5 protein-coding genes are annotated in these 19,032 nt (G+C 56.1%); 4 read left to right on the top strand and 1 reads right to left on the bottom strand.

The annotated features are described in order from the left end of the window. Positions 1-317: 317 nt before the first annotated feature. Positions 318-1,841, top strand: coding sequence for a fumarate hydratase (locus tag FBY04_RS15005; protein WP_084318891.1), 1,524 nt, complete (start codon positions 318-320; stop codon positions 1,839-1,841). A 116-nt stretch (positions 1,842-1,957) separates the two neighbouring features. Here FBY04_RS15005 and FBY04_RS15000 read toward each other — a convergent pair whose 3' ends face one another. After that, positions 1,958-5,731: a hypothetical protein gene (locus FBY04_RS15000; RefSeq protein ID WP_145315688.1), complete on the bottom strand. Its 3,774-nt coding sequence runs from the start codon at positions 5,729-5,731 to the stop codon at positions 1,958-1,960. A 281-nt stretch (positions 5,732-6,012) separates the two neighbouring features. Here FBY04_RS15000 and FBY04_RS32775 point away from each other — a divergent pair, with 281 nt between their 5' ends. The 3 genes from FBY04_RS32775 to FBY04_RS14990 are packed head-to-tail and all read left to right on the top strand — an operon-like array spanning position 6,013 to position 18,975. After that, entirely contained in the window at positions 6,013-7,539 is a 1,527-nt protein-coding gene (locus FBY04_RS32775) for a Tc toxin subunit A (RefSeq protein ID WP_256666908.1), read from the top strand. A 49-nt stretch (positions 7,540-7,588) separates the two neighbouring features. After that, positions 7,589-14,371, top strand: a complete 6,783-nt coding sequence (locus FBY04_RS32365) for a neuraminidase-like domain-containing protein (protein ID WP_256666907.1) — start codon at positions 7,589-7,591, stop codon at positions 14,369-14,371. Beyond that, a complete protein-coding gene (locus FBY04_RS14990) occupies positions 14,368-18,975 on the top strand; it encodes a SpvB/TcaC N-terminal domain-containing protein (protein WP_145315687.1) in 4,608 nt (1,535 codons plus the stop codon). The genes FBY04_RS32365 and FBY04_RS14990 overlap by 4 nt, the downstream gene beginning before the upstream one ends. The last annotated feature ends 57 nt before the right edge of the window (positions 18,976-19,032 follow it).

Genomic DNA, 19,032 nt, shown 5'->3' with positions numbered 1-19,032 from the left:
GTGTCTGACAAATGACCATTCAATTTTCAGGCCGGAAAACTAGCGTCAAGGTCATGACTTTAGACCCTCCCAGGATTTGTGCATAAACCTCACCATCGTGTAGGAGCCGGCTTGCTGCGGGGAGTGCCTGTGAATCTGTACGACCAACGATTGACTGTCGACGCGTGTACCGGGCACCGAGGCGCGTTATACTGCCGCGCCTTTTTAGCGTCGCGCCAGCATGCCCGGCGTGCCTTGAAAGGTGCTTGCAACCGACCGATGCACCCAAGCTGCAAGCACCTTATTGAATGTTCCCGTCTTTTAGAGGAGCGCGACTCATGACCGTGATCAAGCAAGACGACCTGATTCAGAGCGTTGCCGACGCCCTGCAATTCATTTCCTATTACCACCCCGTTGACTTCATCCAGGCGATGCACGAAGCCTACCTGCGCGAAGAATCGCCAGCGGCTCGTGACTCGATGGCGCAAATCCTGATCAACTCGCGCATGTGCGCCACCGGCCACCGCCCGATCTGCCAGGACACCGGCATCGTCACCGTGTTCGTGCGCGTGGGCATGGACGTGCGTTGGGATGGCGCCACCATGGGCCTGGACGACATGATCAACGAAGGCGTGCGCCGGGCTTACAACCTGCCGGAAAACGTCCTGCGTGCCTCGATCCTCGCCGACCCGGCGGGCGCTCGCAAAAACACCAAGGACAACACCCCGGCCGTTATCCACTACTCCATCGTTCCGGGTAACACCGTGGAAGTGGACGTGGCGGCCAAGGGCGGCGGTTCCGAGAACAAGTCGAAAATGGCCATGCTCAACCCGTCCGACTCGATCGTCGACTGGGTGCTGAAGACCGTTCCGGAAATGGGCGCCGGCTGGTGCCCACCGGGCATGCTGGGCATCGGCATCGGCGGCACCGCCGAGAAAGCCGCTGTCATGGCCAAGGAAGTGTTGATGGAATCCATCGACATTCATGAGCTGAAAAAGCGCGGCCCGTCCAACCGTATCGAAGAGATGCGCCTGGAGCTGTTCGAGAAGGTCAACCAACTGGGCATCGGCGCCCAGGGCCTGGGTGGCCTGACCACCGTGCTCGACGTGAAGATCATGGATTACCCGACCCACGCCGCTTCGTTGCCGGTGTGCATGATCCCGAACTGCGCCGCCACCCGTCACGCGCACTTCGTATTGGATGGCTCCGGCCCGGCGACCCTGGAAGCGCCACCGCTGGACGCTTACCCGGAAATCGTCTGGGAAGCCGGCCCGTCGGCCCGTCGCGTCAACCTCGACACCCTGACCCCGGAAGACGTGCAGAGCTGGAAGCCGGGCGAAACCGTCCTGCTCAACGGCAAGATGCTCACCGGTCGCGACGCCGCGCACAAGCGCATGGTCGAGATGCTGAACAAGGGCGAAACCCTGCCGGTAGACCTCAAGGGTCGCTTCATCTACTACGTTGGCCCGGTTGATCCGGTGCGCGAAGAAGTGGTGGGCCCTGCCGGTCCGACCACCGCCACGCGGATGGACAAGTTCACCCGTCAGATCCTCGAGCAAACCGGCCTGCTGGGCATGATCGGCAAATCCGAACGCGGCCCGACCGCGATCGACGCGATCAAGGACCACAAGGCCGTTTACCTGATGGCGGTTGGCGGCGCGGCTTACCTGGTGGCGCAAGCGATCAAGAAATCCCGCGTAGTGGCTTTCGCCGAACTGGGCATGGAAGCGATCTACGAGTTCGACGTGAAAGACATGCCGGTCACCGTTGCCGTTGATAGCAAGGGTGAGTCGGTGCATATCACTGGGCCTGCTATCTGGCAGAAGAAGATCAGTGAGAGTCTGGCGGTGGAAGTGCAGTAAGGCTTTAACCGATAGTAAAAAAGCCGCGCTGTTTTCACAAACAGCGCGGCTTTTTTTTTAGCAGCGAGGCTCGAGGCTAATCCCTTGAGGCGCAAGGCTGCAGCTTCTCACTAGAGCTATTCCGGGGAGAAAACGGAGCTTCCGTCATAACGATTGTGAAACTCCAGTCTGGCCGATTGGCCGTCATCATATTCAACCTCTATGTAACCATTACTATTCGTAGACCCTTGCGAAACCACCCCGGACACGTCGATCGTCACCGGAACACCAGAGGCTTTTAGCTCCGTCCCAACGGATCTCACGAAAGCACCATACTTCCACTTCCCTCCAGGCACGTCCTGCGAAGGTGGAGACCAAGCTACAACTTTCACCTTGTTATGCCCTAAACACATCGACAAATCCAAGTCCTTGACATCCCAGTCAGAGACACGCAATCCGATTGAAAATGCTCCAGATTCGACACTGGAGTGACAATCTAGGGCCCATTCCACGCCACCCTCCACCATTTTTTGATAGGACCCGGGAGGACTTGTGAATACACCGAGTGGTGCAGCTTCGGGGGATAATTGAAGTTTTACGGATTTTCCAAGTAATGGACTGTTAGCGCTAGGTCGCACCTTGATGCGGTACAAACCACCGATGCATGGATAAGCCGGCTCCCCACCGAAGACGAAGACCTTGGGATTACCTATGAAGACAAGATCAACGACTTTAGCAAAATCAACTGTCTCAACCTTCCCCGGCAAAGGCCAATCCGACAATAACGGGCAGGTCAGGTTCAACCCAAAGTAGGCACCATCGCCCTCATTGAATGAGATGGACCACACCACCGGTTTCCCCTCCTCTACCAACCGTGGCACGCCGATGGCCGGATCGAACCGCAGCCCGGCTTCCTCCGCCCCCCACTGGTCTTGCAATATGACCGGGGACCCTATCAGCCGGCTGCCACTGTTGACTCGAAGTTCCAGTGAATACGGCTTGCCCCTCAACAGGACGATGTCGTCCTTGGCCAGATCAACCAACGCGCCGTCCAGATAAAGCCTGGCCTCCTGCGCCCATTCATCGTGCAACAAGGCGGTAACTTCGAAGAGCCAACTCATGGCAACACCGTCATTATCGTTGGTGATGTCCGCCAGCACTTCGTGAAGGCCCTCCGTACCGGGCAGGTAGCGATAATTGGCCCAGCCATCCGGGCCCGTCTCGGTCGTCGCCAGGACATCATCCCCACCTTTGAGACGCCACTGCACCTGCACACCAGCGGACGGTTCACCGGTAATGCCGGACATCACCTGAACCCGCAACAGCACGCTCTGCTTCTCCTCCACCACAGGCTGGCCGAGTACCCGGCCACCGTCCCTGATGCCATACCGGGCATCGATCACATCAAAGGTGCGCGCCGGCTCAGACCATCCCGAGTGGTCTCCTTCATCCACCTGTTGGGCAACAATGGCGTAGCTCCCCTTGGACCATGGCTCGGTGGCTTTCCAGCTCCAGTTCCTGAACCCCTCGACTATGGCAATTTCCGTCTCCTCCGGCTCCTTTTCATGGCGGATCTTGATTGAGCCTCGGGTTTCACCCTCCCCCGAAATAATTATCACGGGAGTAGTGGAGCCCCGCGGATTCCTGATCTTCGGCGTTTTCGGTGGCGCGTTGACAACAAACGTATGCGCCTCACTCCAGCCGGAATCTGGCCCGCTCGCTTTCTGTTTCACTTCCAGGTCAATCCGGCCGGGCTCCAGGGCGGACGCGACTCTGAACTCCAATACGCCAGTGGGATCTGCCTTTGCCGAGCACAACACTTCTGCGCCTACGAGTTTCACGGTGATCAATGCATCGGGCGAACCCTTGACCCTGATATCTGGACGCGTGGAGGTTGCCGTACCCGCTCGTGGAAGTTCGAATGTGGGGATCTCAGGCCTCTCCCCCTGCTCTTCTACGATAAAAGTGCACTCCTCGCTGAAGTCGGAATCCACGGCGGCCACGGCCTGCTTCGCCTTGACAGTGTGCGATCCCGTTACCCACTCCTCGGCGGGCGTGAACGTGCGAACAGCCCCTGTACCGGAAAATTCGCCAGCGACCGAAAGATTGTGCTCATCGAACAACGCCACTGTGGCAGCGCCCGAATAAACACGGGTAATGGTTAGTGATTGGTTCGGTGCGACAGTTTCGGTGGGTGGGGTGATCACAGGCTTGGGTGGCTTCACCTTGATTTCAAATGCCGGAGTGAACCAGCCTGAAGAGAATCCATCCAGGGTCTGCATGGCAGTGACCAAAAAAGAACCGGCCGGAAGATCTGGCCTGCTTTCAGCCAGCGTCGCTGTCCACTGGCCGTTTTCCACTGTCGCCGTTGCCAGGATTGGACTCGCAAAATGGTGCTGGACCACATCGACCGTCGCGCCATCGACGCCCTTGCCTGCGAATGTAGGTCGTGGGCTGCTGGGTGTTGTCGGCCCGCTGATTTCGGGCGCCTCCAGCGATACGGTAAAAGTACACGGCTCGCTTGGATCTGAGGACACACCACCCACAATCTGAACCAGACTGACCGTGTTACTGCCTGACAGCCAGTTCTGACTCGGGGTAAACGTTCGAGAGCTACCAGTGCCGGTAAAACTGCCGGGCACCTCGATGCCACTTCGGAGCATCTTGAGCGTCTCCGCATTCAAGCCAATGTTGGTCACGTCCAGTGTCTGCTTCAGGCCGATCGGACTGGCCGGGGGGGTGATTTCAGGCTTGGGCGGCCGTACTTCGAATTCGAATTCGGATGAATAAGCGGAGTCCAGATTAAAATACTGTTGCGCCAAGATGACATGCTTCGGGTGGGGGGGGAAAATCCAACGTCGATTGGTATCGCTAACCGTCCAGGGTCCCGCTGAACTGATAGTCCCACTGAACAGAACGCCATCCGTCCCTCCCTGGCGCCAGATCTTGATCTGGGCATTTGGGTAGCCATTCGATCCATGAACGGTAAGGTATCCGTCGGAAGATATTTCGACTTGGGTAATCACCGGCGTAGGCGGCAATACATAGAATTCGTAAGTATCCGCATAAGCGGAGTCCAGATAAAAAAATTGTTGCGCCGTGATGGAATGTTTTTGGGGAGGGAAGACCCAACGTCGTCTGGTATCGCTAACCGTCCAGGCCCCTTCTGATGGATTATCCACAATGAACAGAACGCCATCCGTCCCTCCCTCGCGCCAGATCTTGATCTGGGCATTTCGGTAGCCATTTGTGCCATGAACGGTAAGGTATCCGTCGGGAGACGTTTCGGCTCCGGTAATCACCGGTTTGGGGGGGAGTATGTCGATAAAATAATTATCAGCATACTCGGATAAGCCACTATCATTAGATTGTTGCGCAGTGAATGGGAATCCTTTCCGAGGGGTTAAACTCATTGAGATAGATCTAGTCCAACTCCCGTCGGGTGCAATATCTGCATCAAACAGATGGCTTCCCAACCCTTCCCAGACCATCATTCTGGCACCAAAAACCCCGTTTCGTCCCTCTATTCTAACTGCGCCACCAGAATATATTACGTTGGTTATTACGGGTTTGGGCAATGTCATTGTCAGATCACCGGAAAGAGCCCATGGGCTGTTGAAGATCCCATATTGGTAATCAACTTCAAAATGGAACTTCCGCCCTGCAGGAATCAAATTCCTGGGAAAGTAAAAATTCATTCTCGAGTAAGGACCAGGGTTGAAGTCGGTCGGGTAATACATATAACTTTCACCGGAGAACCAAATTTCTACCCTCCATCCAATTATGAACGAGACCGTCGCAGCCGATGCAGAAATCAAAAAACCATCCTCCACCGTGCTAGCGAAGGGAGGCGTGATAATGTCGGGTGCGAAAACAAGCGGTTCCACAGATTCGTCCATTTCGTTGGCCATAATGTCAGCGCTCCATAGTTCAATTTTTCACCATGTCATTGGCGCTATTTCTATCCCTCCACCACGCAATGTCCACCTGTCATATCTGACAGTTCAGACAAACGGTCGCTATTTTTATTTAGAACTAAAAAAACAAACACAAAGAACTAATCGATCTAAATGTAAATGTCCGAACTGTCAAACCTGACAGGTCACACCCCTTTGCTTTCTCGCTAGATTGAACTCCGCGGGGCCGTCCATTTTGTGGAGCCCTAACCTAATCTGGCAGCGGAGCCGTCGAGATGACCGTCAAAAAAAGTTCGTTGATGAATGCGCTTGTCGAACGCGACATGTCACCGAAAAAGGGGCGGGTCGATTTCGAGACGGCCATGCAGAAACTGGGAATTGAATCAGTCTTCGACATCATGCGTCTGTCCCCATCCGAGTTCGCTCTGCGCCTGAGGAGTCATAGCGATGCCGATCCGGATCTGGCCTATAAAAATGCTACCCGGTACGCGGCGCTGGTCGGACGTTTGTACCGAGAGTACAAAACCTCTTCCACTAACATGCAACAACTGGCGCAGCACGCCGGCATTCGGTCGATGACGGGAGAAGGAGCTACCTGGCAGAGGGAGTTCAAGGAAGATTGGGACTCGTTCGTCAAGGTCGGGGCCATGGCCGCTATCGATTCGCCAGTGGCCTACCTGGCCGCGCTCTGGGCATTTATCCATCGACTGGAAGCAACACACGACGACGACGAAGCCCTCAATACCTCCATCGACCCAACGCGTATTTTGCTGGCCGAGCGTCGCCCCGATATGCAGGAGCTGTTGATAAGCCGTGAAAGTACCTTCACTCCCAGACCGATGCTGCAAATCGTCACGGATGTGCTGGCCGATAATCTGCACGAATACCTCAAGGTCGATCCGGCCGACAAGGACAAAACCATTTACCAAGTGTTGAGCGAACGTCACTTTCCTTTCGTCTTGCCCTACAACTTCTACCATCACCAGTGTCAACTTGGCCTGAGCGGCAACAAGCCGCGACTGGGAGAGTTGAATTACCGGGCCAGCAAACTGCTGCCGATTGGACAAGCGGCCGACAACCAATACGGGGCTGTAGGCAACGCTGTTCTGCAAACACAACAATTGTTGTCGGGGCTGAGTCCAGAGCAACAGAAATTGCTGACTACAGCATCACTGCCAAGCGGCGATATCAAGCTGACCCGCCATGATTTGATCCACGGTTGGGAGGGTATTAAAAGTAAGCATCTGCCTTCACCCGCTATCCAGCCGTACTGCTACGTCATTCCGCAGTCGCAAGCGGATGTGGGTACCCCGACCCCCCAGGCGAATATTCCCACCGCATTCCACGCAACAGAAAACGTGGTGCCTGTGACCTTTCGCAAGGGCGATCAAATCAAGATCGTTAACCTGGCATTCAGCTCCTTGAATTTCGATGGCAGTAATTACCAATTGGTTAACCGGACCCGCGGCGGTGCAGCGACCCCTTTCGTTTTGAAAGTTATCGCGCATGAGGAGCTCCCGGAAATCGAAGAGGGATATACCGCAACATTCAACGTGCTCACTGTCGCGGGCCCCGTGGAAAATCCGCAGGAGCTGGAAAGACACACCTTCGAGCTCACGCTTGGCGAGCAGTCGACCACGCCTGGGTGGACCACGCCTGATCTGGACGATTTGATGCATCGCAGCGACCTGCACGCCGAACAGGTCGAACAGCTCTTGGCGCGCCAGAGGTACAGCGTGCGCTTGTCGCCCAACTGCCAATACCCCCCCCATGCAGCAGATCGAGGCCTATCACCCGAATAGCAGCAAGACCGGGCAACCCGTTTCCCCGTCCAGATATGGCGCGTGCTACGTGAACGGCACGGACGGTGATGCCTCGCCCGACGACGCCATGGATCTGGAAAAAGTCGAAAGTACCCGCTGGCAACTGACCAAGACCTCGACCACCCGTTTCGACCGCCTGCAACGCATGATCCGCCTACAGCGCTGGACCGGCATGAGCTTCACGCACCTGGACACGCTGGTCATGTCTGTGATCCGTTCTGAAGGCACTCACAACCCTGGCATGGAACTCAACGACAACACCTTGCGCGCACTGGGTGTCTATCGCTACCTGAACCAGCACTACGCCATCGCCCCCGAAGAGTTCGCCGCGCTGCTGGACCATCTCCCGCCTTATGCCAGCGGTAAGGGAGAAGTGCCTTTGTTCGATCAGGTGTTTAACCGGGTGCAGCTGTTCGACACACCGCTGATCCTCGATCAAACGGTAATCGACCTGACAGTAACGGATGTCGAGACGCAGAAAACCGTGCTGCAACTGTGCGCTGGCCTGGGTTTGCAACCGACCGAAGACTCCCTGTTGCTGTTGGCCAAACAAACCACAGATTATTTAACGACATTAAAGCGTGATTTACCGACGGTCTCGTCTCTCTATCGCCAGGCCCGCATCGCGCAGCTTTTCGGTTACCCGGTTGCCGACCTGCTGACACTGGCGGGACTGTTGGGTGGATCGACCTATAAAAAAGCACTGGCCAGCGGCAGCTTGAGGTCACTGGCGAATCCCGATACGCCTGACATCCTCGATGTGCTGATGCAACTGGTCTGGGCTGTCGACTGGCTGAAGGAAAGCCAACAGTCCGTTGCGCAGCTGCAAGCACGATTGGGTCCTTATGTCCCTCCGGCAATCGCCGATCTAGCCGAAGGCAGCGCAACCGAGACGGTTACTCAATACCCACCACTGCCCGACGACCTGAGCAAACGCCTGACCCGATTGCAGGACGACACTCGCGCAAGCGTTGTGACCACTCAACAGGTCGCGGCCCTTGGCCTCCCACCTCTCAATGATTCCACTGATAAACTCGAATGGCATCCATTACTGATCAACCACAGGCTGATCGATAACAGAGGCCTGTTGCCTGGGCTTGATCGGAAATTGGAACTGGTCGACGAGCCCATCATCTGGCTGGAGACCGGCCTAGACAAATTGCTCGATGCGCAAAAGTTGTCAGCCGAGGTAAAACAAACCTACAAGGAAAAACTCACCGGGCTGTTGCTGAGTGCCCATGACAAGCATGTGCAATTGCTGGAAGGGTTGTTCCAGGAAACCGCCAAGCTCCCAGTGGACCGCACCGCCGCCGTCATTCACTGGGCTCGCTACTCGGTCTATAGCATTCTCGTGGATGCATTCGATAAAGCAACCGACCGTCTGTTCGACAAGTTCCAGCGTGTATTGCAGCATGCCGAGATCATCGTTCATTTGCGTTTGAGCGATAGCGCATTGCGCATGTTTCTGATCAACCCAGACTGGCTTGGCGCCGATCAATATGATGACAGCGGCAGCGACCCAACGTTAGCCTGCCTGTATCTGCTTGAGTCTTTCAGCCGTTGGCTGCACGCCCAGAGCGAATCGGAAGACACCGTGCTGAGCTACTTCAGCCTGGCCAATTCACCCAAGCCCCGGCAGAAGAACAAGGCCCTGCGCAAAGTGGCCAGCGAAACGGCCAACGCTGCGCTGGCTAGACTGCTGGCGTGGTCCGAGGAAGAAGTGGCGACGCTCACTTTCACCCTCGACGGCAATCAAGCGTGTTCAATGAAGGAAGTGGATTGGATACGCCGTTGCCAGACGACCTGCCAGGCCAGTGGTTTGTCCGCCAAGTCACTGCTGCAGGCCACACGTCTGAATCAGCAGAGCGAACTCGATGACTGGAAAGTTGTCGGCCACGCCGTCATGACCCCCGACTCCGCAGACCTATCACTTGGCCTGGACGCGCCACTCAATGAGTCCTTGCGTGATGCGATGCTCGCGCTGTATCTGAATGAGGTCGTCCCCTGCAACCCCTATCTGATCGAAAAGGGGCTGACCGAAAAAATCAAGACCGCCGACGACTTGTACGAATTCTGGTTGCTGGACGTGCAGGTCAGCCAGAACGTGCCCACCAGCCCGGTGGCCTGTGCCATTGCCAGCCTTCAGCAACTCATCAACGCAATCATGATGAACATGGAGCCCGGCTACGGCCACGTCAGTATTACTGCGGAACTGGAAAAAACCTGGTCAGACGGACTGAATCGCTACCCGATCTGGGCCGCCATGCAGCAGTTGCATTACTTCCCAGACATTTATCTGGACCCGAATCTGCGCCTGACCACGACCGATAGCTTCGAGCAATTGAAAAACGACATCAACCAAGCCCGAATCGAGCCCAAAACCGTGCAGACAGCGATACTGGCCTACCTCGCCCGGTTCGAGGAAGTGTCCAACGTGCAGGTCTGCAATGGCTACATCAATGGTGAAGACTTCGCCAACGCTACATATTACTTCATCGGAAAATCGCCTTCCGAAAACGCTTTTTTCTGGCGGTCACTGGACATGAGCCAACGGGCTGAGCCCCCCACCACAGCGAGCGGTAATGTGCCGAAGTTCGACAAGCCTTTGCCCCGTGCCTGGACAGACTGGAAAAGAGCCAATGTGCCAATTTCGGAGAAGGCACTGCTGCACACGGTTCGCGCTTGCTGGTTCAATAACCGTCTGTTCATCGTCTGGGTCGAGTTTGAGTATCAGGACCCCAACGCTATCGCTCCGGTTGCCGGGGCGTTAGCGGAAAACACCGTCAAACTGCACCCGCGGTTCCGATTATATGGCAGTTACAAGAAGTACGATGACAACTGGAGCACGCCACGGGTCTACATTGACAATTACTGCCTGAACCAGGACATGATCGAAAAGACACCAGAGGAGATTGCAAAGCAAACTCACACAATAGCGGTGTACAACCACTGGAACACGCCCGAGTCGCTGTTTCTTGCACTTTACTCCAACTACACAGGCGACGTTTCAGATACTACGGGAGGTAAAGACAGGTACGACTTTCTACGAACCGTACGCATCGACAAAAACTTCAATGTCACGGCGCTGTATCCAAAGAACGGCCAAGTTGGAGTTAACTCGAAAGAGCCGCTCGTCGAAGATGACGATACCAAGGAAGAAGTTCAACTGATCGGCCGCATATTCGCGGGTGACAACGCCGGCCGCTTTCAATATCGACTGCCAGTCAAAACCAATGTATTCGGTGACGTTGCAGACAGAACCCCGACTGAGATTTCAAATGTATGGAATTACGGCGACTGGCAGTCGAGGATAAAACCGAGCCACAAAGACGTCGATATCGTTTACAACCGAGTCGATAACCAAATTGAACTGACACTGAAGTTGAATGAAGGCTTCAACGAAGCCACTAAGCTCAGAATAATTCTTCACGACAGAAGTAACCCTTCACGGCAGAACCTCTCGTTGAGTCTGGTCTATTACGAAACGGATCTCCAGAACAAAGGAACAGTCACACTACTTGAGGGATCTTACATAAGGCCAATAGGTACCGACTTCTTTGAAAACGCCGGTGACTATATGTTCGACGGAGCTAAAGGGTACGCCCAATCTTTCATCAAGGATCCTAATAAGAATTACTTCACTCTTCCTGACAATCCAGAAAAATTGTCGATGTCCCTGAAAGACAAGATCGCAGATTCGAGATTCATAAAAATTCTTTTTAATGAAAGCCAACTTCCCAACGGAGACATTGGACTTGCACTTCAGGTTTTAGGGCGCACTATTGGCCAGGAGAGAATGACTCTCAACTTTGCTTCCGCCCCTATCTCTGAAGCTATGGACGTAACCTCGGCCTATAGTTATAAACTATTCATCGCACATCCCTATGACATTAATACTCCCGCGCCTGCATCACTCGCACAAATGCATGCGCTGGCAGAGACCGCCTACCAAACCCGTTTGGCCAAGGACGTGCCACTTAAACTGAAACTCTATATTGATCAGAATACTCTTAACCCCGGCTGGCCTGGAGAATGGCCAGATCTCGACAAGATAAAAATCCCGCTCATTTATGGGGTGGTAATCGCTGATAAATTTCCTTTTTTTGGATGGCAGCCCCTAGGCGGAGCCCTCCGAGCATTGACTGTCGGTTGGGGAGCGGAAGTCGACGGTCCCCTGCAAATCGCTCCGAGTATCAACGACGTGAAAAATCCGTCAGTAGGGGATAGTCCTTCATTGGGCAAGGCTCAGTTCATTGATTTCAAGGGTTCGAGCATCGCTCACAGCGAGGTAAAAACAAGCGACAGTCCCGGGGGGTTTCCAGCACGGGCGGCAATCCGCATGAACACGACTTTCCCGAGGCAACTGATCGAATATGCCGAGTTAGGCATGGAGCACCTCCTTGGTTGGGAGACTCAGATGCAAAAGACCGACCCCCCCCTCCCTCCTGCCAACCTCCCGGAGGCCATGGACTTCTCTGGCGCTTATCACCTGTACTTCCTGGAACTGTTTCTGTACTTGCCATGGCTGGTCGCCTCCCGCCTGAACGAAGAGCAACGTTACGACGAAGCCAAAAGCTGGCTGGCTTACCTCTTCAATCCCGCGCGCCAAAGCAAAGACCCAGGGAGTCCCGGCTATTGGCAAGCCGTACCGCTGATACCGCACGAATCGCCGCACGCGATCGAGCCGAGTCGCGCTGTGCTGTATCCGGACGACCCGCACGAGATCGCCCTTAGCGCTCCGGAATACCTTCGCAAGGCTTTGTATCGCCTTTACCTCGATATCGAAGGCAACCAAGGTGACCAGGCCTATATGGAACTGACGCCGGACGGGCTGGCAGAAGCCAAGTTGCGCTATGTCCATATTCTGGATTTACTGGGGCGCAAACCGGACGTCCGACAAGTTGACGATTGGAAGCCAATCACACTATTGGAGCTGGGCAACGCAACAAACCAGGATTTGCGCGAATTCGAACAACGATTGATCGCGGATCAGCGTGCGCTCCAGCAGAACCCGCCGCTGCGCATTGGCCGCGCGCCGGAGTCCCAGGCTGCGCCGTTGTTGTGCCTGCTGCCTACCAGCACGGACACCTCTTTGTCCGGTGTCGACAATCACTGGTTACGTCGTCCATTCAACCCTGAGCTGATCAAGTGCTGGGAGAGGGCCGAAAGCCGGCTGTTCCACCTGCGACATAACCTGGACATGGCGGGCAACGAGTTGAACCTGCCGTTGTTCGCCAAACCATTGGACCCACGTGCCCTGCTCGCGGCCTGGAGTCAGGGGTTGTCCGGTGCGGCGCTGAGTCGCCTGCTGAGCCCGCAGATTCCGCACTACCGCTTCAGCTTCATGTTCGCGCTTGCGCAGAATGCCGTGGAGAGCGTCGTTCAGTTCGGCTCTACCTTGTTATCGCTTATCGAACGCAAGGAACAGGCGCAGTACCTGGAGTTGCAACAGCAGCAGGCGTGGAACCTGGCAAAAGTGGCTGTGGATATTCAGACCCAGGCTCTGAATATCGATTTAGAAAACAAAAAGGTACTGGAAGCCAGTAAAGCCAGTATTGAAGCGAGGGTCATACATCACTCGAAACTTGCAGAACAATGGGCGAGTCCCGGAGAAATTATTGCTGGGAGCTTAAAACTTGTCGGGCGTGTAGCGGATACTGCCTCACTCGTCGCGGCTGCAGCCGGCCAGGGAAGCATAGCTGTACCGAACATAATAGGTTTAGCTACTGGTGGACATCGCACGGAAGGTCCTTTCAACACTGTTGCACAGCTTAGCCAAATGGCGAGCCTGCAGGTAAGTTCGGCAGCAGATGCCATTACACTCTACGAACAATATCGCTTGCGACTGCTAGATAGGACGCACGCTCACGACCAGGCGAAGCTCGAACTCAAGCAAATCAACTCCCAACTCGCCGTCTACGAAGAACAACACAAAGCCACTGGTCTGCAACTGGGCCAGGCGCAAACCGCACTGGAGCAGGCCAGGGCTACCCATGAATTCCTGCTCAGCAACAACCGCTTCAGCAAGTCCCAGACCTACAACTGGCTCAACAGCAAATTCGCCAGTTTCTATTACACGGCTTACACCACCGCACAATCACTGTGCCAGGCCGCCGAAGCCTGCTGGCAATACGAAATGGGCAATTACGGGCAGACATTTATCCAGCCTGGAGCATGGAACTCGTCCTACCGCGGCCTGGGTGCCGGGGAAGAACTGAAAACCAGTCTGCAGCAGATGCACCGTGAATACTTGCAAAACAACAAGCGCGAACTGGAAATCCGCAAGACGGTGTCGCTGAAAAATCTGAAAGCCAAGCATCAGGGTTCGGTTATCAATAAAGAATGGGGCGGGGAAGGAGGCTTTCACGAGCAGTTAAAGGCCGGGAGCTGCACGTTCGAACTGACCCAGGAAATGTTCGACGATGACTACCAGGGCCAAGGCCATTTCATGCGCCGGATCCGCAGCATCAGCGTGTCGCTGCCAAACGTCCGCGGGCCTCACGAGGACATTTGCGCAATACTCGAGCAGACCTGGAGCAAGGTCGAGATGTCCGCCACGGTGGGGGCCACTCCCAAGGACGATAAGCGTCCCCACCAACAAATTGCCATTTCTACCGGTGTGGATGACAACGGGCTGTTCCAGCTCAATTTCCAGGACGAACGTTACCTGCCCTTCGAGTTCAGCGGAGCCGTGTCTAAATGGACCTTGACCTTCCCCAATCCTGAAGCTCAGAAAGCCTGCCTGGAGAGTCTTACCGACGTCATCATTCATATCCTCTATACCGCCAGACGCGGTGGGGGGACGCAATGAACGAGCAATCCGGAATTGAAATCAATACCCCGGCCCTGCCCAAGACCGGCGGCGCCATTCAAAGCATCGGCAAGGGTTGGGGGGCGGTGGGGACCGATGGCGGCGCGTCGCTGAACATAGGCTTGCCCATCTCCCCAGGCCGCGGTTTTGCACCTGCCCTGAGTCTGGATTACCGCAGCGGTGTGGGTAACAGCCCTTTCAGTATCGGCTGGGCACTCAACACAAACGCCATCACGCTGCGTACCACCAAGGGTGTACCGACTTACGACGGTAACGATCAGGTGGTCGGCCCCGGCGGCGATGTATGGATGCCAGAGCGGGATCACAACGGCGACGTCACTTCCCGAGAGGTGACGGAATACAAAGGTACGCCATTGGGCGATACTTTTTTCGTGGTGCGCCACTGGCCCAGGGTCGAAGGCGGTTTCGACTTGATCGAGCACTGGTATTCAACTGCCGATCCGGCAGGCTTCTGGCTGATTCACGGCACCGATGGCAGCCTGCATATCTATGGCAAAACCACGAACTCGCGTCGGGCCGACCCGAATGAACCTGCGCACGTTGGCGTATGGATGATCTGCGAAAGCCTCAACACGCGTGGCGAACATATTGTCTTCGAGTACAAGGAAGAGACGGAACTTCCTGCGCCACCACAAAACCGCGACTACCGTGCGCAGCGCTATCTTCGGTGCGTGCACTATGGCAATGAAAAAGCCCATCCCCATCTGTATGCCTGGATCGCCGACAGCTGGAAAGCCCAGCACTGGCACTTCCACCTGGTGTTCGATTATGGCGAGCGCAGCACCGATCTCGAGCAGGTGCCGACCTTTGACGAGCAAGTTCCATGGCCCGAGCGCGGCGACCCGTTCTGGAACTACGCCTACGGCTTTGAACTGGGCACCCGACGCCTGTGCCGACAAGTGTTGATGTTCCATCACTTCATCAAGGAATTGGGGCGTGAGCCTGTGCTGGTTCAGCGCCTGTTACTGGACCACCGCATGGACTCACTGGGCTACCATCACCTGACAGCCGCCCATATCCAGGCCTATGACAGTCTGGGCCAGGTAGAAAGCCGGCCACCGATGGAATTTAGCTACAACCCGTTCAAGCTCGATCCGCTTCACCCGGGCTGGACTCGACTCCCGGACATGCCCGGGCTGAACGACGGTCAGCATTATCAACTGGTGGACCTGTACGGCGAAGGGATGCCAGGGGTGCTGTGCCGCGAAGACAATACCTGGCATTACCGCGAGCCGTTGCGCTGCGAAACCGGTGGCGATGACGTCTATTACAGCGACTGGCAACAACTGCCTCACATACCGCCCGCCGACAGCAGCAAACCCATTCACCAGTCCCTCACCGACCTGACGGGCGACGGCAAACTGGACTGGGTGGTGGCCATGCCTGGCATGTGCGGTTTTTTCACCCTCGACCCGGACCGCAACTGGTCGAACTTCGTCCCCTTCGACGCCTTCCCCGGCGAATTTTTCCACCCCATGGCGAAGATGGCTGACCTTGTGGGTGACGGTCTGAGCGACATGGCGCTCATCGGCACCCGCAGCGTGCGTCTGTATGCCAATCGTCGCGAAGGGGGATTTGCCAGCGGCATTGATGTCCCCCATGACGACGATGACTTGCCGTTGCTGAGCAACACGCCGACCGAGCTGGTGGCCTTCGCCGATATGCGGGGCAGCGGGCAGGCGCAGCTGGTGCGCATCCGCCACAACGAAGTCAAATGCTGGCCTAACCTGGGTCACGGGCGCTTCGGCAAGGGATTTGTCCTGTGCTCCCTGCCGTTTGCCTACGACACGTTCAATGCTGCGCAGGTGTTGCTGGCCGACCTCGATGGCTCGGGAGCCGTCGACCTGATCTATCTGATGCCGGATCATTTTCAGGTCTTCATGAACCATGCCGGTAATGGTTATGAACCAAAAGCTGATGAAGAACTGTCCTGGCCTGACGGCGTACGCTACGACGCGCTCTGCCAGGTCAGCACCGCCGACTTGCAAGGGCTCGGTTGCTCGAGCCTGATCCTGACCGTGCCCCACATGAGTCCCCGGCATTGGCGCTATGACTTCGTCAACGCCAAACCCTACCTGGTCAATGCAACTTGCAACAACATGGGTGCCAGCAGTCGCGTGACGTATCGCAGTTCAGCTCAATACTGGCAGGATGAAAAGCTGGAGCAGCGCAAAAAGGGCATCAAAAATCCGGTATGCCAGCTGCCATTCGCCATGCACCTGGTGTGTCAGCAGACCCAGATCGATGAAATCACCGGCAACCGATTGACCCAGGCATTCAACTACCGCGGCGGCTTTTACGACCGCCACGAACGAGAGTTCCGCGGCTTTCGCCTGCTGGAACAGACCGACACCGAAGCAACGCCGGCCGAACGCGCGACCGAGGGGTTCACGGCTCCCATCCGCAGCATGAGCTATTTCCACATCGGTGACACCATCGACCAGCAGAGGAACGGCTACTACCAAGGTGACTCGCAGGCCCCGAGCCTTAAACCGACACTGCTGCAGCAGTACCATTTCAACGACCGCGCCGCGCAACTGCTCACCGCGCCGGACGAAGACACTCAGCGTGAAATAGCTCGATGCCTGAGCGGAAGACTACTGCGCTCGGAGGTTTACGCGGCGGACGATGACCCAGCCACTGCCGTCCCCTACGTCGTAACAGAGAGCAGAGCCCTGGTGTGGGTGTTACGCCCAAAAGGCGAGTACCAACCCTACGCGGTACTGCAGGTCCTGGAGCTGGAAACCCGCAGTTATCACTATGAGCCGCAAATCCCGGACGACCCGTTATGCCAGCACAGCCTCAACCTGGAATGGGATCAGTACGGCAGAGTCACCCACGGCGTCACGATCCATTGCGCCCGACGCAAGGTTCCCGGCGACACGCCGCCCTTTACCGATGAACACGAACAACGGTATTGGAAAGACGCCCATGACGAAGCTCAGCAACGCTGGTACATAACGCAAAACAAGGCGTGCCACATTCACCATCTCGGCGAAGACATCGCGAACCTTGAAGCGTGGAGCCTGGATTTGCCCTACCAACAACGCAGCAATGCCATGGTCCTGGAAAAAACAGAGCTGAGCGCCGGGCAGATCAACCATGAAAATGTCCTTGAATGGTGCAAGGACGGTGGCCCATGGGCCGAAAAAACGGTGCTGGCTGGTTTGTCCATGCAACTTTACATGGACCCCGCCACTCAGCAGCCGCTGGCCCCGGGCAAGGCAACGTTCGAGGGTTTGACAGCCCATACGGTAACGGCGGAACTGGATAAAGCAGCCCTGAGTGCCTACGACAAACTCAAAAACCCCGAGGGCGAAATGCCCTTCAACCTGAAGGAAAAACTCGAATCTGTCGGTTATCACATCATGGAGCTGTTCCTGCCCGAGGTGGCAAAGGAATCGGTCGAAGACCGGGAAGACGCGAAAAATTACCTGTGGGCCGTACACAAGAGCTTCCCCGTCTATGACGATCCGGAGCGCTTTTACAACGTCAAGAAATTCCGGGAAACGCAGAGCCATGGCGAAACCGCGGTTGTCTACGACGCCTACAGTATCCTCACGAAATCCGTCACCTTGCCGGACGGTTGTACCACCCGCATCCTCGACATCGACTACCGGACATTCCTGCCAGCGGCCATCGAGGACGCCAACCGCAATATCCAGGAGGCCCGTTACAGTGCGTTCGGTGAGCCGCTGGTCACTAGTGTTCATGGCACGGAACTGGGCGTCCCCGTGGGCTTCGACCTTCTCGAAAGCTACGTACCACAGGACCGCGATCCGGCTATCGCCATCAACGATAAGAAAACAGCCATCGGCCGTTTCGCCAGCGCATCCTTCTGGGACACTTTCTGCTGGATGGGCCGTATTTCCCGGACCGCGCCCCCCTCCCCTGACTGGCTGACCTGGGCCAGGACAAACGGCTTTGTGCTACCCAGTGGGCACATCTGTGAAAGGGCCCGGCAACATCTTGAAGGCGTGGAAACACTCGTTGGCAACGAGCAGATTCTGCGCCAACAAATCGACGCCACACATCGTGAACCGCCTTATGCCATCGTCCTGCTTTCCGACCGGTACGTCACCGATATCGACTTTGACGAAAGAAAAATCCGGGTGAGCATCACCTGCATGGACGGTTTTGGCCAGGTCCTGCAGACCAAACAGGAGGTCGAACCGGGAAAATCGTGGCGAGTCGACGAAAAGGGTTGCCTGATCCTCGGCCCCGACGGGAAACCGATAGAGGAAGAAGTACCGCGGCGCTGGCGGGTCAGTGAGCCGGTCGAATACAACAACAAGGGTGAGAAGGTGCGGATTTACCGTCCGTACTTCGCTGATTGGTGGGGGTACATCAATGATCAGTCGATGCGCCAGCATGCCTTCCACGACAAGCAATTCTACGATGCAGCAGGCCGTCCGACCAAAACCATACTGGCCAGGAAAATGCTGCAAGGGAATCCGGCGGAGTTAAAACCGTTGCGCCGGGAGATATGGTACTGGATCTGGTGCACCGTGGCCTTCGATGAAAACGATTTGTTTGACCCGCCACCCGACGCAACACGGCGCACCAACAGGACGCTGCATTGATCTCGAGCATACACTCGCAGACTCCGCACGTTGGCGTCATCGACAACCGTGGCCTGT

It is taken from the genome of Pseudomonas sp. SJZ080 (genome assembly GCF_007828295.1).
In the GTDB taxonomy this organism is placed as follows: Bacteria; Pseudomonadota; Gammaproteobacteria; order Pseudomonadales; family Pseudomonadaceae; genus Aquipseudomonas; species Aquipseudomonas migulae_A.
Note: the sequence above shows the minus strand (reverse complement) of the source record. Positions and strands in the feature narration are given on the sequence as shown.

Coding starts and splice junctions, on each gene's coding strand:
- FBY04_RS15000 (WP_145315688.1), bottom strand. CDS start 5,731: ATGGCCAACGAAATGGACGAATCTGTGGAACCGCTTGTTTTCGCACCC.
- FBY04_RS15005 (WP_084318891.1), top strand. CDS start 318: ATGACCGTGATCAAGCAAGACGACCTGATTCAGAGCGTTGCCGACGCC.
- FBY04_RS32775 (WP_256666908.1), top strand. CDS start 6,013: ATGACCGTCAAAAAAAGTTCGTTGATGAATGCGCTTGTCGAACGCGAC.
- FBY04_RS14990 (WP_145315687.1), top strand. CDS start 14,368: ATGAACGAGCAATCCGGAATTGAAATCAATACCCCGGCCCTGCCCAAG.